At 28.6% G+C, this 26,147-nt stretch carries 20 protein-coding genes; 19 read left to right on the top strand and 1 reads right to left on the bottom strand.

All coding sequences use genetic code 11. From position 1 onward, the window contains the following. Position 1 precedes the first annotated feature (1 nt). From BGI42_RS02975 to BGI42_RS02985, 3 genes are read left to right on the top strand one after another with little or no spacing between them, the layout of a single operon-like run. Positions 2 to 709, top strand: coding sequence for a distal tail protein Dit (locus BGI42_RS02975; protein ID WP_069678895.1), 708 nt, complete (start codon positions 2 to 4; stop codon positions 707 to 709). Then, the gene (locus tag BGI42_RS02980; RefSeq protein ID WP_069678896.1) at positions 709 to 2,565 is read left to right on the top strand and encodes a phage tail spike protein; all 1,857 of its coding nucleotides are present in this window, start codon (positions 709 to 711) and stop codon (positions 2,563 to 2,565) included. Before BGI42_RS02975 ends, BGI42_RS02980 begins: the two co-directional genes overlap by 1 nt. A gap of 1 nt (position 2,566) precedes the next feature. Beyond that, complete coding sequence (locus BGI42_RS02985) at positions 2,567 to 3,694, top strand: hypothetical protein (RefSeq protein ID WP_084023833.1); 1,128 nt, start codon at positions 2,567 to 2,569, stop codon at positions 3,692 to 3,694. 35 nt (positions 3,695 to 3,729) lie between these two features. Here BGI42_RS02985 and BGI42_RS02990 read toward each other — a convergent pair whose 3' ends face one another. Further along, complete coding sequence (locus BGI42_RS02990; protein WP_069678897.1) at positions 3,730 to 3,942, bottom strand: hypothetical protein; 213 nt, start codon at positions 3,940 to 3,942, stop codon at positions 3,730 to 3,732. A gap of 132 nt (positions 3,943 to 4,074) precedes the next feature. Here BGI42_RS02990 and BGI42_RS02995 point away from each other — a divergent pair, with 132 nt between their 5' ends. From BGI42_RS02995 to dpaL, 16 genes are all read left to right on the top strand, one after another. Further along, entirely contained in the window at positions 4,075 to 5,427 is a 1,353-nt protein-coding gene (locus tag BGI42_RS02995) for a hypothetical protein (protein WP_242984740.1), read from the top strand. A 40-nt stretch (positions 5,428 to 5,467) separates the two neighbouring features. Then, positions 5,468 to 5,875 (top strand): phage holin family protein, encoded by a 408-nt coding sequence (locus BGI42_RS03000; RefSeq protein ID WP_069678899.1) that lies wholly within the window; start codon positions 5,468 to 5,470, stop codon positions 5,873 to 5,875. Beyond that, a complete protein-coding gene (locus tag BGI42_RS03005; RefSeq protein WP_069678900.1) occupies positions 5,868 to 6,572 on the top strand; it encodes an N-acetylmuramoyl-L-alanine amidase in 705 nt (234 codons plus the stop codon). The genes BGI42_RS03000 and BGI42_RS03005 overlap by 8 nt, the downstream gene beginning before the upstream one ends. A gap of 85 nt (positions 6,573 to 6,657) precedes the next feature. After that, complete coding sequence (locus BGI42_RS03010) at positions 6,658 to 7,947, top strand: recombinase family protein (RefSeq protein WP_069678901.1); 1,290 nt, start codon at positions 6,658 to 6,660, stop codon at positions 7,945 to 7,947. Then, positions 7,892 to 8,941: a recombinase family protein gene (locus tag BGI42_RS03015; RefSeq protein ID WP_420825930.1), complete on the top strand. Its 1,050-nt coding sequence runs from the start codon at positions 7,892 to 7,894 to the stop codon at positions 8,939 to 8,941. Before BGI42_RS03010 ends, BGI42_RS03015 begins: the two co-directional genes overlap by 56 nt. Before the next feature lie 44 nt (positions 8,942 to 8,985). Next, positions 8,986 to 9,222 (top strand): hypothetical protein, encoded by a 237-nt coding sequence (locus BGI42_RS16600; protein WP_420825931.1) that lies wholly within the window; start codon positions 8,986 to 8,988, stop codon positions 9,220 to 9,222. Between the two features lie 207 nt (positions 9,223 to 9,429). Further along, the gene (locus BGI42_RS03020) at positions 9,430 to 10,671 is read left to right on the top strand and encodes a hypothetical protein (RefSeq protein ID WP_069678902.1); all 1,242 of its coding nucleotides are present in this window, start codon (positions 9,430 to 9,432) and stop codon (positions 10,669 to 10,671) included. Positions 10,672 to 10,767: 96 nt separating this feature from the next. Then, positions 10,768 to 11,100 (top strand): hypothetical protein, encoded by a 333-nt coding sequence (locus BGI42_RS03025; protein WP_069678903.1) that lies wholly within the window; start codon positions 10,768 to 10,770, stop codon positions 11,098 to 11,100. A 406-nt stretch (positions 11,101 to 11,506) separates the two neighbouring features. Next, positions 11,507 to 15,196, top strand: a complete 3,690-nt coding sequence (locus tag BGI42_RS03030; protein WP_069678904.1) for an NACHT domain-containing protein — start codon at positions 11,507 to 11,509, stop codon at positions 15,194 to 15,196. Between the two features lie 83 nt (positions 15,197 to 15,279). Next, entirely contained in the window at positions 15,280 to 15,789 is a 510-nt protein-coding gene (locus BGI42_RS03035; RefSeq protein WP_069678905.1) for a terminase gpP N-terminus-related DNA-binding protein, read from the top strand. Positions 15,790 to 16,738: 949 nt separating this feature from the next. After that, a complete protein-coding gene (locus tag BGI42_RS03040; protein WP_069678906.1) occupies positions 16,739 to 18,772 on the top strand; it encodes a penicillin-binding transpeptidase domain-containing protein in 2,034 nt (677 codons plus the stop codon). Between the two features lie 308 nt (positions 18,773 to 19,080). After that, the gene (locus BGI42_RS03045) at positions 19,081 to 20,823 is read left to right on the top strand and encodes a sigma-54-dependent Fis family transcriptional regulator (protein ID WP_069678907.1); all 1,743 of its coding nucleotides are present in this window, start codon (positions 19,081 to 19,083) and stop codon (positions 20,821 to 20,823) included. Between the two features lie 376 nt (positions 20,824 to 21,199). Continuing rightward, a complete protein-coding gene (locus BGI42_RS03050; protein ID WP_069678908.1) occupies positions 21,200 to 22,399 on the top strand; it encodes a YgeY family selenium metabolism-linked hydrolase in 1,200 nt (399 codons plus the stop codon). Between the two features lie 56 nt (positions 22,400 to 22,455). After that, a complete protein-coding gene (ygeW, locus tag BGI42_RS03055) occupies positions 22,456 to 23,649 on the top strand; it encodes a knotted carbamoyltransferase YgeW (RefSeq protein WP_069678909.1) in 1,194 nt (397 codons plus the stop codon). A gap of 232 nt (positions 23,650 to 23,881) precedes the next feature. Beyond that, the gene (arcC, locus tag BGI42_RS03060) at positions 23,882 to 24,814 is read left to right on the top strand and encodes a carbamate kinase (protein ID WP_069678910.1); all 933 of its coding nucleotides are present in this window, start codon (positions 23,882 to 23,884) and stop codon (positions 24,812 to 24,814) included. A 102-nt stretch (positions 24,815 to 24,916) separates the two neighbouring features. Then, positions 24,917 to 26,125 carry a diaminopropionate ammonia-lyase gene (dpaL, locus tag BGI42_RS03065; RefSeq protein WP_069678911.1) on the top strand — a complete coding sequence of 403 codons (1,209 nt, stop codon included), beginning with the start codon at positions 24,917 to 24,919 and terminating at the stop codon, positions 26,123 to 26,125. Positions 26,126 to 26,147: the final 22 nt, after the last annotated feature.

The raw sequence follows: 26,147 nt of genomic DNA on the forward strand, positions 1-26,147 counted from the left end.
GATGCTTAGTTTTAATTTTGGTGGTAAAAACAGTTATGATGATCTTGGAATTCTAATATCTAAAAGACCAAGCATACCTTCTCCCAAACGTAGAGTAAATACAATAAATATTCCAGGAAGAGATTCCAATTTAATATTTGATGAGAAAACTTATGATGATATAACTCTAACTGTGGAGTGCTCAGTAAAAGATAAGGAGAACCTTGCAAATAAAATTGATGATATAAAAGCATGGCTATTTGAAACAGGACAAAGTGATCTGATATTTAGTTTTCAAGACGATAGAAAATATATTGCTCAAGTAGTAAATGCTATTGATTTTAAGCAGATTTATAATTATTTCAGTGAGTTCCCCATAATATTTAATTGTAGACCTTTTAAATATGCAGTAGAAAATAGCATAATAAATATAATTAAAACGGGAACTAAGATAAGTAATATTGGGAGTATTGAAAGCGAGCCTATAATAAACATTTATGGATCTGGTGATATAGTTTTTAAAGTAAATGATCAGGAAGTAAGTATTAAAGGCATGACAGAAAAAGTAATATTAAATTCAGTGATACAGGATTGCTATGATGATAAAGGAAACAATTTAAATGGTAAAATGTCAGGTGAATTTTTAAAATTGAAGCCAGGAGAAAATATTATAGAGTGGAGTGGAAATGTTACTAAGCTTGAGTTGTTACCAAACTGGCGGTGGTTATAGTGATTTGTGTTTATGATAAGAAGACTACTAAAGGAAATTTTAATAATAATGGTTTTGGAATATTAAATGAGCCTATAAGCTGTTACATTACAGAAGAATTAAATGGTGAGTATTCCTTAGAACTAGAATATGCAACTAATTCTAAAAAAGCAAAGTATCTAGAAGAATGGAATATTATAAAAGCAGATGGACAGCTTTTTAGAATATATAAGGTAGAGAAAAACAGTGAAGGCAAAAACATAATCAAGGTATGGGCTAAACATATATTTTATGATTTAGCTTATTATTTTATTGAGGAAATGAAAGCTGAAAACTGTAGTGTAAAAACAGCTCTGCAGAAATGTTTGGTAGGAGATTTAATTGTAATATACACAGCAGATAGTGATATTATAACTTCAAATTCAATTAATGTAGTAGAAAAAAATCCTGTTGAAGCTATATTTTCAATAATAAATATATGGGGATTAGGTGAATTAAAGAGAGATAACTTTGATGTTAAGATCTTAAAGAGTATAGGAAGAGATGCAGGAGTTTTAATAGCTCAAGGCAAGAATATATCTGGGTTAAAATTCAATTCAGATACTACAAGTGTTGTAACAAAATTATATCCAGTAGGAAAAAACGGTGTTAAACTTACTGAAAAATATATAAGTGTACCTAATTGGAATAGTGAAAAGTATCCACCATTTCCTATTATAAAAAAGGTAGAATTTAAAGAAGCAGAAGATGAGGTTACTTTAAGAGCATTAGCTAAAGAATCAGCAAATGTAATAGGCTTAAGTAAGGTAAGTATTGATATAGATTTTATTGAACTTAGTAAAACAAAAGAATATGAGAATTATAAGCATCTCCAAACAGTTAAGGTTGGAGATTTTGTTATAGTAAGGCATAAAGATTTTGATATAGATGTTAAAGTTCCAGTACTCAAAATTAAGAAGGACATTTTAACTTGTGTAAATTCTAAAGTTGAGCTTGGACAGCCAAAGAACAGCATATTAAGTCAATTAGATATGGTAGATATAAAAACCTCAATAGATGAACTTGGAAATAAGGTTGCTGAGTCATTAACGTCAATGTTATATTATGCAAATCCAATTGTATTAACTATTGGAACAACAGCTATTGAGCCAATGTATCTTGGGGTTACAGCTGTAGCAGCTACTAATTTATCGATGAACTTTTCTATGTATTGTATAGCAAGTGCAGCTTGTACTGCAACAATTCAAATTCAACTAGATAATAAAGATATATCATTTACTCCAAAACAAAAACTTCAACAAGGGGATAATGTTATAGGCATACCTATTGGAATACCACAAGTTTCAAGTGGACCACATTATATTGGAGTCTTCTTAAAAGTTGATACTGGAACATTAAATATACCAATGTACAATCTTCAATGTATGGTTGATGGAAGAAATCTTCAAGGAGGATTAAGTGCAGAGCCAGCTCATGCAGAATGCTTTGAAGAGTTGAAGTATATAGATATTAGTAAATTATATTTAGATAAAGTTAAAGCCAATTATACTAGTTATGAATTACAAAAGCCTGTTAGTTCAATATTAAATACTTATAAAGCAGCAGATATAGCAGCAATTACTGATGGAAAGCAAATGAGTATAAACTATGCAGTTTCAATAAAAAAGTATGGTGAAATTTTATATGTTAATCCACAGTATAAGCATAAATATTTGATAGATGGTAGTGCTTTAATAATAGATAATGATGGGTTGTACTTTAAAACCATTTATGAAGGCACAGCAGTTATTGAACCAATAGATATAGGTAAAATGTATAGTTTTGAACTTTTAGATAGTAGTAATTTTGCAGGTATTGAAAAACTGGAGGTGAAGTGATGTGGGAATATACAGCACTAATATAATTGCTTCAAAAGGAAATAGTGGCATGACGTTATTAAGTTCTCACAATGATGATACTACAGTTAAATTTCCAGACATAGGTTTTGATTTCTTCTATAACGGAGTTAATTGTAGAACTTCAATTAATGTTAGCGGTAATTCATGGATTGGATTCACAGGTGAAAATGAACAACTTAAGATAAACAGAAGAGATGCTGGAGCAGATACTATTTACTATGCAAATGAAACAATAAATGATAAACCAACTTTTAGAATTAGGTGGGAAGGGCATCAAAGCTATAGTAATTGGGGAACTATTGATTTAGTATGGGAGCTTATAATATTTAACGATAGTGCTATGGTACTTGTTATTGAAAAGATACCTAATACAGGAACAAATTCTTTTGAAAATCCTATAATAGGAACTACTACTTTAACTATTGCAGATAATAAATCTTATGCATTTATTCCTAGTCAGGATCAAGGAAAATCCTACAATGTTAACGAAGGCTCATATGTACAAGCTAATATAAAATATCTCATTGTAGATGGAAATGAGATTAAACACTGGGATATAGCGTCCTCAAGTTATGTTAAAGTTTCAGAATTGCCATTAACAGCTGATAAATTTCAAACTTATGGTGATGATACATACCATAAAGAAAGAACAGGGATAATATCTACATCTCCAAGTTTAAAAATATGGTCACCTTTAATTGATATGATTCCACCAAAGGTAATTCAAACAATTAAACCAAACCCTGTAATAGTAACAATGAAGGATGACATTTCATTTAGTGAAGCATATATAAAAGATATTATAAATGCAGTAGTAATTTTAGATAATACAGGTAGCGGAATTATAAATTTTATAGTAAGTGTAGATAGTGGAGTTTCATGGAAAGCATGGAATAGTAGCTCATGGGGATTAGTAGATATGACAAATATGCAGGATGTAAAAAGTAAAGGGATGTCCATTTCAGTTCTTCAAGGAATTACTGAAGCACAATGGACATCCCTTGATCTTTCAAATAAAAAGATAAGATTCGCATGGTATATGGAAATTACATCAAGTACAGATGTTTTGAAATTAAAACAAATAAGAATTAATTATAATACAACATAAGTGATTGAAAGGTAATAGTTTTCTTTAATGAATCTTTAATTTTTATGTTTAATAAAAGTTCTATAGATAATCCAGATGTATGAAATAATGAAAATTATCCAAAGTAAGGAAGTATAATTTGAAAAAAAGTTTGAAAAATAGGTTCCAACAAGTATTCCTAAAGAAATAAGGGTTATTTTTAAAAAGCCATAATCTAACACAGTATACTTTTTAGCAGCACCTAATAATTTATTTACTAATTTTTTCATATACACTAACCTCCTCTAAGTAAAATAAAATCTATTATATTTATATTATAATACAAGCTTTAGCATAATAGTATTTGTAAAAAAATCCAAAAAAGAGATGATTTTTTATATTTAAAAATCAATAGAAAGGAGATGCCAAATGTGCCTTACAAAGAAAGTTTAGCTTACAGTAAAGATTTAATAAAAGGAACTCAAATAGAAGTCTTAAAGAAAAAATTAATAATGCCGTATACGGGAACAGCCACAGTAAAATTATATGATTCACTTACAGGAAAACAAACTTATGAAGCTAAAAGTGAAAATAGAATATCAGCTGTATTTGGTAATATAGCGTATCTTCAAGGATTTTACTATCCTATATTAGATAATACACAAAATTCTTTACTATATGATATATATACATCACTACCATTCAGAATGATGGTACTTACAACAGGAGATATTCCAGAAGATTCTTATGATTATTTCACTTGGGGTAGGCTTGTAGGTTATGCAGATGGTATAACACCTTATAGCGGAAGTGATAATTTAAGAGGCAGTGTAAATCAGTCAGAAACTACAAGAACTTCAGGAAAAAAACATTATGTAATTGACTTCCCAACCAATGCAGCAAATGGAACATTTAGAAGTATCTATTGGTCAGGTGGAGTTCCAGTTAATACACCTACAAATCCAAAATTGAATTATACCTACCCTAAACAAATATTAGAAAAAGGAGATTACAGTATTTCTTTACCCGATTACAATTTATGTACTGATGAAACTAATCTTTATGTTTTAAAAGTTAACTCAACCAATATATATGTGTATGATAAAGTAACTTATAAGAAGAAAAGTAATATAACATTAGTGGATTCATCAATAGCAATTGCATATGATGGAGTGAATTTTTGGAGTTTGTTAGGTAATGGTTCTTTTAAAAAGCTTGATAAAGATTTTAGTGTTATAAGTACAAATTCTAAAAGCACAGTAATATCAACAGATATACCAAGATCATTGCAATTTTTTGATATAGAAGTTAATGAAGCTAATGTTTATATATCTTATGGCGGATATAAAGAGTCTTCTGGGAATTTACAAAAAGGTTGCATAGCAAAATATAATAAGGACGGTACTTTCAGTGAAAAGTCAGATTTATATTTAGATTATGTTTACAGCATTACTACAACTAAAATAACTAATGAAAAGTTATTCGTTGTAGTAAATAGTTCTTTATGCTTACAATTAAATAATAATCTAAATGTTTATGGAAGTATAAATTCTAATTTGACAAACTATAAAAGTATAAAGTGGGATAATGACACATCAACTATATTCACATATACAAGTAACTCAAATGGAGAATTAAAACACGAATATATCATTCCAGCTTCAGCACATACCTTGCTTCCAGAAGCAATAACCAAAACACCAACTAATACTATGAAAATACAATATGATTTTACTTGTGATTATGTAAATCCTTTGGATATGCCTGCTCATTGATTTGAGAAGGCTTTAATTATATAAGAAGGAGGTCTTAAGAATGAAAAATATTATTGAAACACTACAAATGATATTTGCATCTATTGGTGGATGTATTGGGTGGATTTTAGGAGGGACAGATGGATTTTTATATGCACTTATAGCTTTTGTAGTTATTGATTATTTGACAGGATTTATGGTAGCAGTGCTAGAGAGAAAGCTATCAAGTGAGATAGGTTTTAGAGGAATATTTAAAAAAGTACTTATCTTTGTTTTGGTGGGGGTAGCGCATATTGTTGATTGTTATTTGTTAGGAGGCAGTAGTGCAATTCGCACCGCTGTTATTTTTTTCTATATTTCTAATGAAGGAATTAGTATATTAGAAAACACAGCAAAGATAGGGTTACCAATACCTGAAAAGCTAAAAAATATCTTAGAGCAGTTAAAGGAGGATAAGAAAAATGGCTAGATTATGTTTTGATTATGGACATGGTGGAGAAGATCCAGGAGCAACTTATAATGGGAGAAAAGAAAGTAATGATGTATTAAGCATTGGTAGAGCTGTAGCAGTAGAAGTTAGAAGGCATGGGATTACAGTTGATGAAACTAGAACTTCAGATGCTACAGTAAGTCTTAATGATAGAAGCAGCTTTGAAAGTAGAAATTCATACGATTATTTTATATCATTTCATAGAAATGCTTTTAAGCCAGAACAGGCTAGAGGTGCTGAAACTTATATTTATTTAAGTGCAAGTACAAAAGCTAAAGCATTAGCTGAAAAAATACAATCTGGACTTGTAAGTGTTGGTTTTGTTGATAGGAAAGTAAAGAATGCTAATTATCATGTACTAAGAGAAACTAGATGCTCGGCAGTCTTAATTGAAATTGGGTTTATTGATAATAGTGGTGATAACGATATTTTTGATAGCAAAAGGAATGAAATTATTAGAGAAATAGTTAAAGCTATATTGGTTCAGCTAGGTATAAATTATAGAGAAAATGTAGTTAACGAATCAACAACTTATCAAAAGCAGCAAGCCACAAGTGGACAAACTCTTTATAGGGTTATGGCAGGATCATATGCTGTTAGGGACAATGCAGAAAAGCAAGTGCAAAAGTTAAAGTCATCAGGATTTGATGCTTGCATTATGATTTTCAATAAGTAATCTTTTATAACCCCATAAACCTTGACTTCTATCACCTTTAGAGTGATATATAGTAGTACAAATTTGATAGAAAGGAGGAGTTACAGTGCGTGTAAGAATTATTGAGCCTACTTTAAAAGTGCAAAATCAAAAGAAAAGAGTATGTGCTTATGCAAGGGTTTCAACAGATAGTGAAAAGCAAGAAGAATCTCTAGAAAATCAAATACAATATTATGAAAATCTTATATCATCAAATCCAGAATATGAATTTGTAGGAGTGTTTGCGGATAGAGGAATAACAGGAACTACTGAGAATAGACCAGAATTTCAAAAGATGCTTCAGCTTGCAAAAGGTGGGGAGCTGGATTTAATCATAACAAAATCTATATCAAGGTTTGCAAGGAATACTACTATAGTTTTAGAAACTGTAAGAGAACTAAAAGATATAGGTGTAGAAGTTAGATTTGAAAAAGAAAATATAGATACTTTATCAGGGGATGGTGAGTTAATGCTCACTGTCCTTTCTTCTTTTTCTCAAGAGGAAAGCAAAAATGTAAGTGATAACATCAAATGGAGAATGAGAAAGAAGTTTCAGCAAGGAGAAATGATTATAAATACTAAAAGATTTTTGGGGTATGACAAGGATGAGTATGGAGATTTAGTTATAAATCCTAAAGAGGCTGAGGTAGTAAAAAGAATTTTTAATGAATACTTAAATGGAAAAGGATGTTTTACAATTGCAAAAGGACTTAGAGAAGAAGGAGTTCCTACAGTTGCCGGTGGAACATGGAGAGACAGTACTATTTTAAGGATATTAAAAAATGAGAAATACAAAGGGGATGCATTACTTCAAAAATATTATACATCAGATCATTTAAGAAAAAAGAAAGTTAAGAATAACGGAGAAGTTGAGAGCTATTATATTGAAGATGATCATGTGCCAATAGTTTCAAGAGAAGAATGGGAAACTGTTCAAGAAGAAATTAAAAAGAGAGCAAAGAAAAAGGGGATTATTTTAGGAGATACAAAAAAGTATAAGAGAAGATATCCACTAACAGGAATGCTTTACTGCAGTAAATGTGGTTCTACCTTAAGAAGAAGAACCTGGAATACTAAACATTCTTGCAAAAAGATAGTATGGCAGTGTAGCAACTACGTTAAAAATGGAAAGAATGCTTGCATGGGAACTTCAATAGATGATGAAGTTATAAGCAAGCTTAATATAAAGGAAGAAACTGTAGTAAAGGAGGAAATTAGAAATGGCAAGAAGTATTACAGTTATACCTGCAAGAGCCAACAGAACCAATATAGTACAATCGGCAAAGTCACAGAAAAAGAGAATGGCTGCATATTGCAGGGTATCAACAGACCAAGCAGAACAGTTATCAAGCTATGAAGCACAGGTAAATTACTATACTAATTTTATAAATAATAGTTCAGAATATCAAATGGCAAAAGTTTATGCGGATGAAGGAATTTCAGGGACTAACACAAAAAAGAGAGAACAATTTAATGAAATGATTAGAGATTGCAAGGCAGGAAAAATAGATGTAATTATAACAAAATCCATATCAAGATTTGCTCGTAATACCTTGGATTGCTTAAATTATGTAAGAACCCTTAAAGAACTTGGCATTGGAGTCATTTTTGAAAAGGAAAATATAAATACATTAGATGCTAAAGGAGAGGTATTAATTTCCATTTTAGCAAGCTTGGCTCAAGATGAAAGTCGCTCAATTTCTGAAAATTCAACATGGGGAATAAGAAGGAGATTTGAACAAGGAAAGCTTCATATAAACCATAAAAAGTTTTTAGGATATACTAAAGATGAGGAAGGTAATCTTATAATAGATGAAAAACAATCCAAGATTGTAAGAAGAATTTATAAGGATTATCTTGATGGAAAAGGTACAAATAGAATAGCAAAAGAATTTGAAGAAGAAGGAATTAAAGGTTGGAATGGAAAAGCTAAATGGTATGAAAGCACTATAAGAGGAATATTAACAAATGAAAAATACAAGGGAGATGCACTACTGCAAAAAACTTACACAGTAGATTTTCTTACCAAGAAAAGGGCAGAAAACAATGGAGAAGTCCCACAGTATTATGTTGAGGAAAGCCACCCCGCAATTATAGATAAAGAAATGCATGCCGCAGTACAACTCGAGATGGAGAGAAGAAGAATTTTTGCTAAAGAACATGATATTGTAAAAGTAGATTATGCTACAATAACTAATCCTTTTGCAGGAAAAATTATTTGCGGACACTGCGGCAGTGTTTTTGGAAGAAAAGTTTGGAACTCCACAAATGAATTACGCAGGAGAATTGTTTGGAGATGCAATAGAAGATATATTAAAAAGGGAAAAAAGGCTGTAATAATAAACATATAGATGATAAGGTTTTATATCAAGCTTTCATAGATACCTTCAATGCCATGATTGAAAATAAGGATTACTTCATGGAAAAGTGGAAGGAGCATTTAAAGAGTGATAATGTTTTAGTAAGATATAAGGCAAAGCAGTTCATTGGTATTTTAAAAAATGCAAAACCAATAAAACAATTTGATGAGGAATTATTTTTTAAGATAGTGGAGAAGATGACAGTATTTGATGGGGAGAAGATTATTGTAAGATTGCTTGATGGGACTGAGATTGAGGTTGTAATTGAATAATGTTTGTAAAAATAGCTGACCAAAGTGTTAATTTCACTATGGTTGGTTATTTTTTTGTTTTGGTAAACAATATTTAGAAATGTGATAATAGAATATTTTATATTAGAAGAATAAGAGATATAATATTATTTATTGCTTAAGCATATTACAAAAAAATTTACATATTAAAAATAATTTGTATTAATTATGATATTGGGGGAGATAACTATGGCAAAGAAGCAGAAAGAAAGGCACGTTGATTTTAGTCAAGATGAAATGGTAAAAAAGTCTAGAATGGAGAGCAGAACTAAATTTACAGATACATTTAAAAGAATATGTGAAATGTATGATATTAATCCATTAGATTTTAAGGTGGATGAAACAAAAGAAAAAAGCGGATTTTTTTTCACACCTGAATGTTCTGAACTATTAGCATTATTAATAAGACATCATGCAGATAGTCCATTAGCTAGGAAAAACCCAGATAAAAGCAAAATAACTGCTACAGCAGTTGGAATGTATAACAACTTGATGATTAAAGACATTGATACCGAACTGAATGATGTATTCCGTAAGTTAGTATATACAATGCCAGCGCATATGGTTTCACAAGAGATAGCTGATTGGAGCAAACCTTTAGTAAGGCAGCTTACCTATTTTTTGATTAATATTACTACATTGGGAAATGAAAATGTAGGGGCAGCATTAAGAGTATTTACTAAAAAACTTGATGAAATGAATTATAATTTATTTAGAGGCAATTATGCTGTTCAAATGGCTAGAGATATAAATTTAGAGCAATTTCAAGAAGATGATGATGATCGTCTTGAAATTAATAAACTTTTGGAGAAACAAAATTTAAGTATAGATAAACTGATTGCAAATATGATTAAATGGTTTGATGTGGATGCAAAAGATATTAGAGACAAAGGTTTTCCGGATTTAATAGATTTTCTTAAAGAGCAAAATAGAATGTATAGACTCATCGGAATAGAGAAGACATTAGCAAATGCAGATGGAAAAGAATTATTTAAAGATATAAAAAATCCATCAGATGAAGAGCTAAGAGCAGCTTATTATTCATTGATGATTGAACCTTGTCTAGATAAGGGGAGATTGAAAAATAATGAATTTGTGATGAAGCATTATAGAGAAAAAGTGGTAGAATGGAAATCAATAACTGATAAAATATTAGCTGGTGAGTTTAGAGAGCCAAGTGAACTGACAATTGAAAAAAAGAAAGAGGTTCTCAAGCAAAATATACAAATAATTAAAAGTGATCTTGCAGCACATGAAGAAGAATTAGAAAGGTTAGAACTATTGGATGAGGATGAGCCTAAAAATGATTTTTTAGAAAAACTTCAGAAAGATTATATTGAATATTGCAAAGAATCAGATAAGGAATATAAAGATTTATATAATATTGTAGATATCTTTGTTGGGCAGGCATTAAATGAGTTTATAAAATAATAATGCAAGATATTTAAATAATTCCTACATTATAAATAGAGAGTCATTCTCTTGCTAAAATATAACTATACCAAACAGTAAAAGGAGGACTTTTAAATGGAAAAATCAACAATTTTATCCACAATGTACGAACCATCAGATTCTATTGAGATGCAAGGAAAAAGAAAAGATATTGAGAAATATCTTAATGCCGGATATTATATCAAAGAAGATAGAAATGGATATTGGGTTCTAGTAAAAGCTGCACAGTTAAATGTAACCCTTAATAATTCTTCTTGTACAAGGACGTATAATATGAAGGCAGATGTATGCGACTATTATGGGAAGAAACGTATTTCTCAATCATTAACTGATAGATTTACGCAAGATATTGAGGATGGAAAAATAAGTATATATATGAATTCGGAAGGCAATTATTCATTAAAGTAAAAATGTACCCAATAATAAAATAGAAAACTTTCATTTTATCTTTTATTATAAAGTTGAATATATAACCAGTAAAAGCTATATATACTTTTAATTGAATAAGTAAAGTTAAAGATAGAGCCAGTTGACGCAATTCTGATATATGAATTACGTCAACGGGCTCTATTAGTTTTGTTGAAATTCAAGGGATTTTAACGATATTAACTAATGTAAAACAATATAAATTAGGGGTATAATTAAAATATTAATAATGTTAGATAAATGTATTGAGTTTATTTGAACACCACACTATATAAAAGAAAAAATCTTAAAGTTTTAATATTAAAATAACAAAACGCAAGATATTAGAATTTAAATTTTTAGCTTGTATCAATAGAAATTTAAGTGTAAATAAAAGGGGATGGTGACATTGAGGTTTAATATAAATTGGGATATATTTAAAGTTAAAAATCCTAGATATGAAGATAGTTTTGAGGAGATGTGTAGACACTTATTCTGTAGGATATTTGGAATAACAGGATATGATTTTCAAAGTAATTATAATCAAACGGGTCTTGAAATGGAGCCAATTGAATTTGAAGGGAAATATTATGGATTTCAAAGCAAATTTGTAAAAAATAGTCCATATGAACAAATAGAAGAGTCATTATGTAAAAAAGATAAAGCTTTTGATATATATAAAGGGAATTTAGATTGTGTGTATATCTATACTAATGCCGATATTAAGCCTATACCTACCGAAGATGAACTGCAAAAATTTGACAAAGGCTTAATTAAAAACTCCCCAAGAATTAGAATATATAAAAAGGCTAAAGAAAATAATATTGATTTAATATATATTACAAGAGAAAACTTTTCACATATTTTAAATGAAGAGCGTAATTTAGATATTGCAGAATTCTATTTCGGTATAGGAAACGAAATTGATTTTATTAATAGTTGTATTAGTGATGAGGACGCAAAGTTTCTTGCATCTCCCAAATATCTAGAAATTAAATTGTGCAACAATAGAAAAGAACAATTGGATACTAATGCACTTATATGTAAAAATACAATATCGTTATTAAAAGGTGATCCTGGTACTGGAAAAAGTGAAATATTGAAAAGTATATTTACAAGCTATGGAAGTGCGCATGCTGAAAATAGGGATATGGTTTATAAAGTATTAGAAAATAAGGTATTGCCGGTGTTTATTCGATTAAAAGAGATTATTAACGGAAATTTAGAAGAGTTTATAAGAGTTCGAATGGCAGATTATTCTTTAAAGATCTATGATAAAAACAATTTATCTTATTTATATGTTCTTGATGGTATAGATGAGATATCATTTGATTATGCTAACAAGATATCATTATTTTTAATGAGGTTAAATAAACAGGCTACTACATATGCGATTGTACTATCTTCTAGAACAAATAGTCCTAATATAGCAATATTGAAAGGGATATTAAATGAAATAGAAGAGTTCCAAATAGAAAAGTTAAATGATACATACATTGAAAAATATTTTGAGATGCAGGAAGATGAAAATAAAAAGTTAAGATATCTATCTTTAAAAAGCAATAGATTAAAGTTGATAGAAGATTTAGATGATATTTTTTCTATTAAGTTGTTGTGGGATAATATTGAAAAAGTTAATAGTAATACAACTAAAATAGCATTAATTGAAGAATCTACAAAAAAGCTTTTAATTAATGATAGAGTATATTCGTTAAATATTTTAGAGAGTAAACAGGAAAAGCTACGAAGTATATGTAGAGAAATATCTGGTTATATGCAAGAAAATAATAGATTATCAATTGATCTTAGAAGGCTTCAGCAATTGATTTACAATGAATTTACTAACATAAATAATAACGATGTTAATGATATAATAAAGTGTTTAAGAGAAATATTTTTTTCGACACCAGATAATTCTTCGGAAGAGAGTATCTTTACATTTAAACATAGGAGATATGAAGAATATTTTTTATATGAAAAGGTTAAACAAGAATTTTTAGATAATCCTAGAATTCTGAGAGAGCTAAATCTTTTATCAAATAATGAATTTATGATGGAAGTATTTATTCCACAAATGGTATATGATTATAAAAAAAATAAAAATATGCTTGGGGTATTGTCTATAAGTTTTATATTAGATTATTTAGGTAGTGCCTACTGGCGTAAAGAAAATAATGTTGTATTACCTAAAAGAAATGATTGGGGAAGTTCTGAACCAGAGTATCAGCTATCAGATGAACTATTATTTGCAATAGCAGCTCAAACACCTCCTTCGCTAGAATTATTGCTAAATGATCATAGTCTACCAATAGTGGATTACTTAGAAGACAAGAACCGTTGGTTAAAAGTTGTAGAAGTATTTCATCGCAATGGTCACATGAAACAAACTCAATACTTTATTTCATTAATATCAAAAATAGATAAAGAAGAACAAGGAAATAAAATATGGGATAATTGCCCATCGTTTTTGTATTACCGTTATAAAATTTTGGGAACATCTTTATTAGATATGATAAAAAGCTTACCAGATATATCTGATGACAATTCTATTGAAGGGTATGAGAATTTGGAATCACCACTTAAAAGTATGGTTAGAGCTTTTTATAGGATAGTTTTAGAATTTGAACCAATGTTCATTGTTAATAATTTTAATAGTATTCCTAGTTATCATCTCAATATTTTATGTGATGAGCTATGTAAGATTAAAAATCTTACAATGATTTTAAGTAATGAGAAATTTAAACATAGCTTAAAAAAGATGTTATTAAAAGTTGATAATAATACTTATGATATTTCTGTGGAAGTTATACGTAAACTTATCAACAAAGATATGGTTATCAATGATCAAGTAGAGAAATATTTTGGTAGTATCAATAATGGCAATATCCCAACATGGGACACAAGACAGCAAGTAAATGTATTGTTAGCAGCTGTTTTTGATAAGCAAGATAAAGTTCTTTATTCTAATGCTAAAAATCAGATAAACATTGTACAGGAATTAATAAGAAATTTCTATAATAATCAAACTCTACTTATGGATAATATAATAATGCTATTACAAGATTTCGATAAAGTTAATGATTTCGAGATTTCAAAAATTATAGGCATTATTATAGCTAATTTAAAATTGCCAATAAGGCAAATTAAAAGGATTTTAAACTCTATTAATGAATACTTGAAGTGTGTTGATTTGACAAGTGTTTTTTATTATATTAATGAAAATAACCAGGAGATGTACACTCAATTAAGCAATCCTGGTATGATTATGCGTATGTATAATGAAACAAAGGAAAAAGGGATAACTTCTTATTATGGAAGTTATACAGAAACCTTATTACGTTTTGCTAAAATGATTGCCATATATAATTTCGAAGAAAGTTATTCGATAATAAAGGAATGTATTAATGCTGGGATACTTAGACCTTGTTTCAGAAAAGAGATTATTGTAAATGATGTTTTAAGTGAATGTTTAAGAATAGCTAAGGAAAACTACTGGTATTCTGAAAAAGAACTAATATCTTTTGTTTCAAGAGTTAGAAAAATGATTGAATTTATGCAAGATAGTACAGATGGTGGTGGTAGGAGTAGTTATTTTAATTATGTTCTTAAAAAGTATTATCCTTCTTTATTTGAAGATTATTCTCTTGATGAAGGGTATACAGATTATTCAGAAAAAATAGCATATGGCAATAATTCAAACAAAAGTATTAAAGACTTATTAACCTTAGAAAATTTAAAAGAATACTATAAGGGAAATATTGAAGATATTGATTATTCTTCAAAAGAACTGTGGAAAACTTTAATAACTTATGAAAAAGAAGCAACAGGAAAACTTGATATATTGTTTGGGTATTTTAAAGAAAGTCACTATCCATATATATGTGGATTTTCTAATTGTGAATATCATTATATTCCTACTTCAATATTGTGGGAGAATTCAAATTGGTCAGATAAAATCCAAGATTTTATAATGGAACAAGGAGGACATGCTTCGCTATATAATATAATTAAAATGTGTACTGTTATAGGAGAAGATTCTTTAGGAAAGAAATATTTTGAACAATTTATTAGATTGTGTGAACTATTAGTATTTGAGTAAAATAAATTTTAGTTAATACCCCTTGACAAATAGTTAATTCAGAGTCATTACTGGATTACTATTTGCCAAGGAGTGATATAAAAATGACAGAGGATCAAAAGAAACAAATTAGGTTATTACGTTATAAAGGATGGGGTTATAAGAAAATATCAAATGCTGTTGGCGTATCAAGAGATTCAGTTAGAGGTTATTGTAAAAGAAATAGACTAGATGGTTATGCTTCAGAGGCTAATTCAAATCATAAACAATCAATTGTAGATGAACTTGTTTATGATTTTTGTTTGCAATGTGGAGCAAAGCTAGAACAAAGTAATAAAGGGCGGAAGAAAAAATTTTGCACTCCAAAATGTAAAAGTGAGTGGGAAAAAACTAATCGCAAAATTTATATTTTTCAATGTGAGCATTGTGGAAAAGAGTATAAGTCATTAGGTAATAAAAATCGTAAGTACTGTAGTCATGAGTGCTATGTAAGGGATAGGTTCTGGAGAAAAGAAGATGCAGCTCAAATTGTTGAAAAGATTTTGAAAATGGAAAAAGTTGACCATATACCAAAATGGTTGAAGGAGTTACTGCTTTCTAATCTACAAGAATAGAGAAGTTTTTGTGGGAGTATGAAAAATTTTAAAACGCATTAGGGTTTACTTTTGCATAAGAATATAAAGGAGAAAACTGGATATAAATGCCTAAAAGTTAAAATAGAAATCTTGATAAATAGCGGTTTACAGCTATGATGATAATATGGTGCATATCTAACTAGAAATGATTCTGACTTCATGCGAAATAGACCCTGGGGTGTTTTTAGTATTCACGCGAAAATGTATCGAAGGCTTGTCTACACACACGCTGAAACTATAGTTAAGCTAACCAAGTAATAGAGCCATTTATTAAAATAAAATAAGATGAAAAACGCTTAATTTCCACCATTCTTCCACCCTAAAAATTAATAGGGTGGAAGTTTTTTTATTGATTCTTCAAATAATCTAACACTGTCTTGAGACATTTTTTTGGTTACATGAGAATATGTATCCATAGTAGTGGCTAGTTTATTAGGATAGATATAAAGATTAGGTTTTAAATAATAATGATATGATTGGAGAGCTTTCAATGTTTAGGTTTAATAATATATTATGATTTTTTAATGAGAATGTTAGAGTTAGGATTAATGTGATTTAGATATAGAGATATAAAGAGAAATAAAATTACTTTTATTTGAATTATGTCTATTAATTAATTATCTATGGCGAGCAAAGATGGAGATAAAATATATAATGATATTGTAGAGAAAATAAAATCGGGAATAGAGATTACAAAACAAGATATAATATCTTTTTAGATACAAGCACAGTTTGACTCTTCTACCCATTTATATATAGATAAGAATAAATTCAATATTTTTAGTATAGTACTAAAAATATTATAGAGTTTGTTTTTAAAATTTATGCATTTATTATATAATATTATTAATTTGTTATACATAATATTAAAATTTTGTTTGATTTAAAAATTTAAAACCAAATATATTAAAAAAGGGAGTGGTTTTTATTGGAGAATAAAATAAAGAAACTATTTATTTTTTCATTAATAGGTATAGGTATTTTAGTAGTATCTGCATTTATATTTGTATCAATGAAAGCAAAAAGTATAAATGTTAAACAGAGTGAAAATTTAATAAATGATTATTTTACATTATTAAACGAAAAAAAGTATGATTTAATGTACGATAAATTATCAGATGAAAGTAAGAATGAAATATCTAAAGAGGATTTTGTAACAAGAAATAAAAATATTTATGAAGGAATAGGTACTGATAATATTACAATAAATGGAATACAAGTAGATGTAAATGGTAATGATATTGTAGCTACATTTCAATGTAATATGAATACTATTGCAGGAATTTTAAGTTTTAATAATAAAATGTACATAAGTAGGACATATGATGATTTTAAAATAAAATGGTCTTCAAATTTAATTTTTCCTGAACTTAATAATGACTATAAAGTAAAAGTTAAAATAACAAAAGCTAGCAGAGGAGATATTTTAGATAGAAATGATGTTAAGCTTGCTACAGATTCAGATGTAGCGAACATAGGCATTGTTATAGAAGAACTGGGGGAAAATCAAAAAGAGTCATTAAATGAAATAGCAAAAGCATTAGAAGTATCTAGTGAGTACATAGATAAAAAATTAAGTGAGCCATATGTTAAACCTTATATGTTTATACCAATTAAAGTAGTTTCTTATAGTGGTGATATTGTTAATAAGGTATCAAGTCTTCCAGGAGTAGTTATAAAGGATAAGCTTTCAAGAGTCTATCCTTTAGAAGAAAAGGCAGCACATTTAATTGGTTATGTTCAAAATGTTACAGCAGAAGATTTAGAGAAGAATAGTGATAAAAATTATTCAGTTTCTTCAGTTATAGGAAAAGCTGGTATAGAATCAATATATGAGGAAAGGTTAAGAGGTATTGATGGAATAAAAATAAATATAGTTGATAAAAATTCAGATGAAGTTAAAGTGATTTATAATAGAGAAGTTAAAAATGGAGAAGATATAAAATTAACTATAGATAGCAAATTACAAGAAAGGGCTTATGATTCATTAGGAAATAATAAAGGAGCTTCAGTAAGTATAGATCCTAATACAGGAGAAGTTTTAGCCCTTGTAAGTTCACCATCATATAATCCAAATGATTTTGTTCTTGGAATGTCAACAGATAAATGGAATGAATTAAATACAAATGAAAATAAGCCGTTATATAATAGGTTCCAAAGTAATATAACTCCAGGATCTGCATTTAAGCCTATTACAGCTGCTATTGGAATAGAAGAAAATGTTCTTGATCCTAATGCCGACAAAGAAATAGTAGGACTAAAATGGCAGAAGGACGATTCATGGGGAGGATATAAGGTAACAAGGGTACATGATTATGGATTACCTTCTAATCTAGAAAATGCTTTAATATTTTCTGATAATATATATTTTGCAAGGGTTGCTTTAGATATAGGTGCAGAAAATTTTGAGAAAAAACTTAAAGAATTTGGAGTTGGTGAAAAAATTCCATTTGAGTATGGAGTTTCAGTTTCTCAATTTTCATCTAAAGATGCAATTGATAATGAGATATTACTAGCTGATAGTGGGTACGGACAAGGTGATATTTTAATGAATCCATTACAACTTTCTATGATGTATACTATGTTTATTAATGATGGCAATATATTAAAACCATCATTAGAGTATAAAGAAAACTTTGAAAAAAGTATTTGGAAAGATAGTGTTATATCAAGGCAAACTGCTGAAATTATATTAAATGATTTAAAAAGTGTAGTAAGTAAGCCAAATGGAACTGCCCATGGTTTATCAGGATTAGATTTTAATGTTGCAGCGAAAACAGGAACTGCAGAAGTAAAATCATCTCAAGATGATGAAGCAGGTACAGAGATAGGTTGGGTAGTAGCAACAACAACTGATAAAGACAAAAACATTTTAGTAACTACATTTGTAGAAGATGTAAAGGGTAAAGGTGGAAGTGGTTATGTAATTCCAATAGTAAAAAATATACTAGCTACTCAATAGAGAAGGTATTTAAATCTATGGAAGTTAAAATAAAAGTTATAAATTAATAGGGATTTAGAAATAAAAAATAGTAAAAAGCTAATGTTATCTATATAATATTTAGATGCATTAGCTTTTTATGTATATATAATTAGTATTTTATAGAGGTCTTAATAATAAGCATTTTAATTAAATTACTTTAAAAACATTATATATGATAAATATAAAGATAGTATGTATATACATAGAATTAAAGTAATTATATGGTATAATATTCATTGTAAAAGTTAACAAAAGTAAATATTATGAGATAATGGGTGGGTTATAAAATGATGATAAATTTAGGAGATATAAAAGATATAATAAACAAGTATTCGATATTATTATCAAATTTATTAACAATTGATGTTGAAATTGTTGATGATAAATTAGTTAGAGTAGCTGCTACAGGAATATATCAAGAAAAAATTGGAGAAAACATAAGGGATCAAGGTTATGTGTATAAAAAAGCTTTAGATACAGGAAAAACCTTAGTTATAGAAAATCCAGGAAAAGATAAATTATGTGATGAATGTAAGAAAAAAGATCATTGTAATGAATTTATGGAAATATGCGTACCTATTAAATATGAAAAAACTACATTTGGAGTAATAGGATTAGTGTGCTTTAATGAGGAACAAAAGGAAAAGCTAAAAGAAAATTTAGTTATCATGATTAAATTTTTAGAGCAGATAGCTGAATTTATATCAATTAAAGTAATAGAACAAAATCAAATACTAGAAAATGAAAACAATATCAGATTTTTTAAAAAAATAATAAATTCTGTAGATGATGGAATTATAACTGTAGATATAAAAAATGAAATAATAACAGCTAATAATAAGGCATTAAAATTATTAAAAGTTAAACCAAATATTATAGGTAAAAAAATAAGAATAGAAGAAACTGATGAGTACACACCTAAAGGTAGTATTTATAATTTTAATATTGAAAATGATAAATTTAAAATTATAGGTAAGGTAGTTGAAAATTATATTAATAATAAAGATTGTAATAAAATAATTATCTTTAAGGAATTAATCACAGTAGAAGAAGAGTTAAAAAATAATAATATAAATTGTAATTCTATAATTGGTGAAGCAGATAATATAACAGAACTTAAAAAGAAGATAAAAAAAGTTTCATATACTGATGCTACAATTTTAATTACTGGAGAAAGTGGAACTGGAAAAGAATTGGTAGCTAGAGCAATACATTCTGAAGGAAATAGGAGAAATATGCCATTTATAGCTATAAATTGTGGGGCTATCCCAGAAAATTTATTAGAAAGTGAACTTTTTGGATATGTTAAAGGTGCATTTTCAGGGGCAAGCTCAGGTGGAAGAATAGGAAAATTTGAACTTGCTAATAATGGAACTATATTTTTAGATGAAATAGGTGATATGCCATTATATTTACAAGTAAAGATTTTAAGAGTACTACAAGAAAAAACTATTGTAAAAATAGGTTCTAATAAATTAATAAAATTAAATATAAGGGTAATAGCAGCTACAAATAAAAACTTAAAGAAATTAGTTGCTGAAGGAAAATTTAGAGCTGATTTATATTATAGATTAAATATAATTCCTATGGAGGTACCAAGCTTAAGAGATAGAGGAGACGATGTTCTATTAATAACTAAAATGTTAATAGATAAATATAATGCAAGATGTAATAAATATATTCATACCATAGATAAAGAATTAATAAAAATATTTAAAGATTATAGTTGGCCTGGAAACATAAGAGAATTAGAAAATATAGTAGAATTTATGGTTAGTTTATCTGGTGAAGATGGAATACTTGATAAGTCCATGCTACCAACATCTTTTGTGCAAAGTTATAATGATGAACTTAAAAATAGAAACAATGAAATATGCGTTGATGATGACTTAATGAAGCTGAAGGATGTTGAAAAAATATATATCAGAAAAGCTTTAGAAAAATATGGTAATTCAACTAAAAGTAAGATGAAAGTAGCAAAAAAATTAGGTATAGGAATTGCTACTCTTTATAGAAAAATAGAAGAATAAATTATAATTTATCATTATGATAAATTATAATTTATTATGTTAATTTTAAGTGATAAAAATAGAATTTTAATTAGTTATATTTGGGAATTTAACAGATACAGTATAGAAGTATATTGATCTGTTATTTTTTTGCTTCTTATTATTTTGATAAAAATAATTATCATTTTGATAATCAACCAATTTATAAGTAATAAAATACTTAAAATAATGTCTCTAACTAAGGATTTTAGGGGCTTTTTTAGAAAAAAATAATAAAAATATTTTTTATTTTGGCAAGGTAATTGCTAATGTATATAGTTAGTTATGATGTGCAATTAAAAACATCATAAAGCTAAGGATATAAATAATATTTTCATAAAAAGGCGGGGGAATAAATATGGATTTTGAAAACATTAAGCTAAAAGCAAGAGATTACGAAGCAGATATGACAAAGTTTTTAAGGGATTTAATTGCTATACCAGGGGAAAGTGCTAATGAAGAATTAGTAATAAAAAGAATATCACAAGAAATGAATAAACTTGGATTTGATAAAGTTGAAATTGATAAAATGGGAAATGTTTTAGGATATATGGGAACTGGTAAAACTTTAATTGCCTATGATGCACATATAGATACAGTTGGAATAGGCGAGATGAGTAACTGGAAATTTGATCCTTATAAAGGATATGAAACAGATGAAGAAATAGGAGGACGTGGAGCGTCTGACCAACTAGGTGGAATAGTTTCTGCAACTTATGGAGCTAAGATAATGAAAGATTTAAATCTTTTATCTGATAAATATACAGTTTTAGTAACTGGTACAGTACAAGAAGAAGATTGTGATGGTTTATGTTGGCAATATATTCATAATGAAGATAAAGTAAAACCAGAATTTGTTGTAATAACAGAACCAACTAATGGAAATATTTATAGAGGTCAACGTGGTCGTATGGAGATAAGAGTTGAAGTTAAGGGTGTATCTTGTCATGGTTCTGCACCAGAACGTGGAGATAATGCAATTTATAAAATGGCTGATATATTACAAGAAGTTAGAGTATTAAATGATAATTTACATTATGATGAATTTTTGGGAAAAGGAACTGTAACAGTTTCAGAAATATTCTATAATTCACCATCACGTTGTGCAGTAGCAGATATGTGTGCTATTTCTTTAGATCGTAGATTAACTAATGGAGAGACATTTGAATCAGCTTTAGAAGAAGTAAGAAATCTTCCATTTGTTAAGAAATATAATGCAGAAGTAACTATGTATAAATATGAAAGACCAAGTTGGACAAACTTAGTATATCCAACTGAATGTTATTTTCCAAGCTGGGTAATACCAGAAGATGCACCAGCTACTAATGCAATGGTTGAAGCTTATGAAGGAATGTATGGAAAACCATTAGTTGATAAATGGACATTCTCTACTAATGGAGTATCAATAATGGGTAGATATGGAATACCATGTATAGGATTTGGACCAGGAAAAGAAGAAGAAGCACATGCTCCAAATGAAAAGACTTGGAAAGCTGATTTAGTAAGATGTGCTGCTGTATATGCTGCAGTACCAACAATTTATTGTAGAGATAGATAGTACTAATTTAATTGATGAATAAAAATAGATAAAAGAGATATATTGGAGGAATTATAATGAGCATAATGGATAAATATATTAATAAGTTAAATACGTTAAATTTTGAAAACATGTACAATAATGATTTTATGTTAACTTGGGAAAAAACTAATGATGAACTTGAAGCTGTTTTTACAATAGCAGAAGCTTTGAGAAATTTAAGAGAAAATAATGTATCTCCAAAGATATTTGATAGTGGACTTGGAATTTCATTATTTAGAGATAATTCAACAAGAACAAGATTTAGTTTTGCATCGGCATGTAATCTTTTAGGTCTTGAAGTGCAAGATTTAGATGAAGGTAAATCACAAGTAGCACATGGAGAAACAGTAAAAGAAACTGCTAATATGATATCATTCATGGCTGATGTTATTGGTATTCGTGATGATATGTTCATAGGAAAAGGACATACTTATATGAAAAATGTTTCAGAATATGTTCAAGAAGGAAATGAAAATGGAACATTAGAACAAAGACCAACACTTGTTAATTTACAATGCGATATAGATCATCCAACACAAGTTATGGCAGATACACTTCACTTAATTAATGAACTTGGTGGTATTGAAAATTTAAAAGGTAAAAAAGTTGCTATGACTTGGGCTTATTCTCCATCTTATGGTAAGCCACTTTCAGTTCCACAAGGTGTTATTGGACTATTAACTAGATTTGGAATGGACGTAGTATTAGCTCACCCTGAAGGATATGAAATAATGAGTGATGTTGAAGAAGTTGCAAAGAAAAATGCAAAAGAATCAGGTGGATCATTTACAAAAACAAATTCTATGGAAGATGCATTTAAAGATGCTGATATAGTATATCCAAAGAGTTGGGCTCCTTATAGTGCAATGGAAAAGAGAACTGATTTATATGCAAAAGGAGATCAAGCTGGTATTGATGAATTAGAAAAAGAACTATTAAAACAAAATGCTAACCATATGGATTGGCAATGTACTGAAGAATTAATGAAGCTTACTAAGGATGGTAAAGCTATTTATATGCATTGTTTGCCAGCAGATATCACAGGAGTAAGTTGTGAAGTCGGTGAAGTTGATGCAAATGTATTTGATAGATATAGAAAATCATTATATAAAGAAGCAAGCTTTAAACCATATATAATAGCATCTATGATTTTCTTAAGTAAAGTAAAAAATCCACAAGAAACTTTAACAAAATTAGCTCAAAAAAGTAAACCACGTCATTATGAATAGAAATATATTTAGTTTAGAGTGCATAAGATAGGTGAGTTGAGAGGGGAACATGAAAAGTTGAGAGTTAATCAAAAAAATTATTTAGAGAATTTTTAAATAGATATTTAAAATATATATTTTTAGAAAATCTTTAGGATTTTAGACTAAAACTCTAAGCTTTTCAATTATCCACTTTCAACTAAAAAGTATGGCGTAGCCACTTTTTTATAAAACATATATTGAGGTGAGAAATATGAAAAAGAAAATTGTAATTGCACTAGGTGGAAATGCATTAGGTAATACGTTAGAAGAACAAATGACAGCTGTAAGAGCTACTGTTAAAGCTATAGTGGATTTAATTGAAGATGGAAATGAAGTAGTTATTTCTCATGGAAATGGTCCTCAAGTAGGAATGATAAATATAGCTATGAGTGAACTTCATAAATTAGATCCAAAGTATTCTATTTGTCCAATGTCAGTTTGTGTGGCTATGAGCCAAGGATATATAGGATATGATTTACAGAATCAAATAAAAGAAGAGTTATTAAATAGAAATATAAATAAAAATGTAGCCACTATCATTACACAAGTTGAAGTAGATCAAAAGGATGAGGCTTTTAAAAATCCAACTAAACCTATTGGCTGTTTTATGACAAAAGAAGAGGCTGAAAGTGCTATTAAAAAAGGAGAAAAAGTAATTGAAGATTCTGGTAGAGGATATAGAAGAGTAGTAGCATCCCCAAGACCAGTTAGTATAGTTGAAATAGGAACAATAAAGAGTTTACTTGAAGATGGACAAGTTGTAATTGCTTGTGGTGGTGGGGGAATTCCTGTTATAAGGGAAGGAAATCATTTAAAAGGCGTAGGAGCAGTAATTGATAAGGATTTTGCAAGCTGTACTCTTGCTAAAGAACTCGATGCAGATTGTTTAATTATTTTAACTGCTGTTGAAAAGGTTGCTATAAATTTTGGTAAGGAAAATGAGCAATGGCTAAATGATGTTAATGTAGAAGATATGAAAAAGTATTTAGAAGAAGGTCATTTTGCACCAGGTTCAATGAAGCCAAAAGTAGAAGCAGGAGTAGATTTTGCTTCATCAAAAGAAGGTAGATATTCATTAATTACTCTTCTTGAAAAAGCTAAGGATGCTATAACAGGAAAGACTGGTACTAGAATAAAGTACTAGTAAACTTAAAATAATTTATTTTTTTGTTATATAATGTAGTTCTATATTTTAGCACAGTGTTTATATATCAGAATATGGCTAAATATAATTGGAGGCGAAGTCGTGGAAAATATATTTTGGAAAAAAAATACACTACCTAAAACTAATAATAAAAATTTATTGGATTTTTTAAGTAAAGAAGAGATATCTAAGTCTAGGGAGTTTCATAAGAGTTTCCCTCAATATAAAGAAACTCCTTTAGTTAATTTAAAGAATTTAAGTAAAGATATTGGTTTAGGTGGCATTTATATAAAAGATGAATCATATAGATTTGGATTAAATGCATTTAAAGTTTTAGGTGGATCTTTTGCTATGGCAAAATACATGGCACAAAAATTAAATAAAGATATATCAGATTTACCATATGAAAAGTTAATTTCTCCAGAATTAAGAACTAAGCTTGGAGAAATTACATTTGTAACAGCTACAGATGGGAATCATGGAAGAGGTGTGGCATGGACTGCAAATAGATTAAAACAAAAATCAGTAGTTTATATGCCAAAAGGTTCATCAAAAACAAGATTAGAAAATATAAGAAAAGAAGGCGCAGAGGCTTCTATAACTGATATGAATTATGATGATGCAGTAAGACTTGCAGCAAAATATGCAAGTGAGAATAACGGAGTAGTTATACAAGATACTGCGTGGGAAGGTTATGAAGAAATTCCAGCATGGATAATGCAAGGATATGGAACTATGGGACTTGAAGCATTAAATCAATTAATTGAATATGGAGTTGAGAGACCAACTCATATATTTATACAAGCTGGTGTAGGTTCTCTAGCAGGTGCAATACAAGGATTTTTTGCTTCTGTATTCAGTAAAGATTGTCCAAAGACTGTAATAGTAGAATCGAATTTAGCAGATTGTTTATACAAATCAGCAGTAGCTAATGACGGAAAATTAAAATCAGTTGGTGGAGATATGCAAACAATAATGGCTGGATTAGCTTGTGGAGAAGCTAACACAATTGGTTGGGAAGTTTTAAAGGAATATTCTGATACATTTGTTTCAGCTCCAGATTATATTTCAGCAAATGGTATGAGAATACTTGGAAATCCATTAAGAGGAGATAATAAGGTTATTTCTGGAGAATCAGGTGCTGTTACTTTAGGATTACTTTATGAAATAATGAAGAATGATAAATATAATGATTTAAAAGAATCATTAGAATTAGATGAAAATTCAAGAGTATTATTGTTCAGTACAGAAGGGGATACAGATCCTGATAAGTATAAAGAAATAGTTTGGAAAGGTGAATATAACAAATAAAATATAATTAAAGAGGGTGGCG

It is taken from the genome of Clostridium taeniosporum, assembly GCF_001735765.2.
Classification (GTDB): domain Bacteria; phylum Bacillota; class Clostridia; order Clostridiales; family Clostridiaceae; genus Clostridium; species Clostridium taeniosporum.

Bases quoted from the DNA above. Each gene is read 5' to 3' on its own strand.
- BGI42_RS02975 (WP_069678895.1), top strand. From the start codon at position 2: ATGCTTAGTTTTAATTTTGGTGGTAAAAACAGTTATGATGATCTTGGA.
- BGI42_RS02990 (WP_069678897.1), bottom strand. From the start codon at position 3,942: ATGAAAAAATTAGTAAATAAATTATTAGGTGCTGCTAAAAAGTATACT.
- BGI42_RS02995 (WP_242984740.1), top strand. From the start codon at position 4,075: ATGCCAAATGTGCCTTACAAAGAAAGTTTAGCTTACAGTAAAGATTTA.
- BGI42_RS03000 (WP_069678899.1), top strand. From the start codon at position 5,468: ATGAAAAATATTATTGAAACACTACAAATGATATTTGCATCTATTGGT.
- BGI42_RS03005 (WP_069678900.1), top strand. From the start codon at position 5,868: ATGGCTAGATTATGTTTTGATTATGGACATGGTGGAGAAGATCCAGGA.
- BGI42_RS03015 (WP_420825930.1), top strand. From the start codon at position 7,892: ATGGCTGCATATTGCAGGGTATCAACAGACCAAGCAGAACAGTTATCA.
- BGI42_RS16600 (WP_420825931.1), top strand. From the start codon at position 8,986: ATGATTGAAAATAAGGATTACTTCATGGAAAAGTGGAAGGAGCATTTA.
- BGI42_RS03020 (WP_069678902.1), top strand. From the start codon at position 9,430: ATGGCAAAGAAGCAGAAAGAAAGGCACGTTGATTTTAGTCAAGATGAA.
- BGI42_RS03025 (WP_069678903.1), top strand. From the start codon at position 10,768: ATGGAAAAATCAACAATTTTATCCACAATGTACGAACCATCAGATTCT.
- BGI42_RS03035 (WP_069678905.1), top strand. From the start codon at position 15,280: ATGACAGAGGATCAAAAGAAACAAATTAGGTTATTACGTTATAAAGGA.
- BGI42_RS03045 (WP_069678907.1), top strand. From the start codon at position 19,081: ATGATGATAAATTTAGGAGATATAAAAGATATAATAAACAAGTATTCG.
- BGI42_RS03050 (WP_069678908.1), top strand. From the start codon at position 21,200: ATGGATTTTGAAAACATTAAGCTAAAAGCAAGAGATTACGAAGCAGAT.
- ygeW (WP_069678909.1), top strand. From the start codon at position 22,456: ATGAGCATAATGGATAAATATATTAATAAGTTAAATACGTTAAATTTT.
- arcC (WP_069678910.1), top strand. From the start codon at position 23,882: ATGAAAAAGAAAATTGTAATTGCACTAGGTGGAAATGCATTAGGTAAT.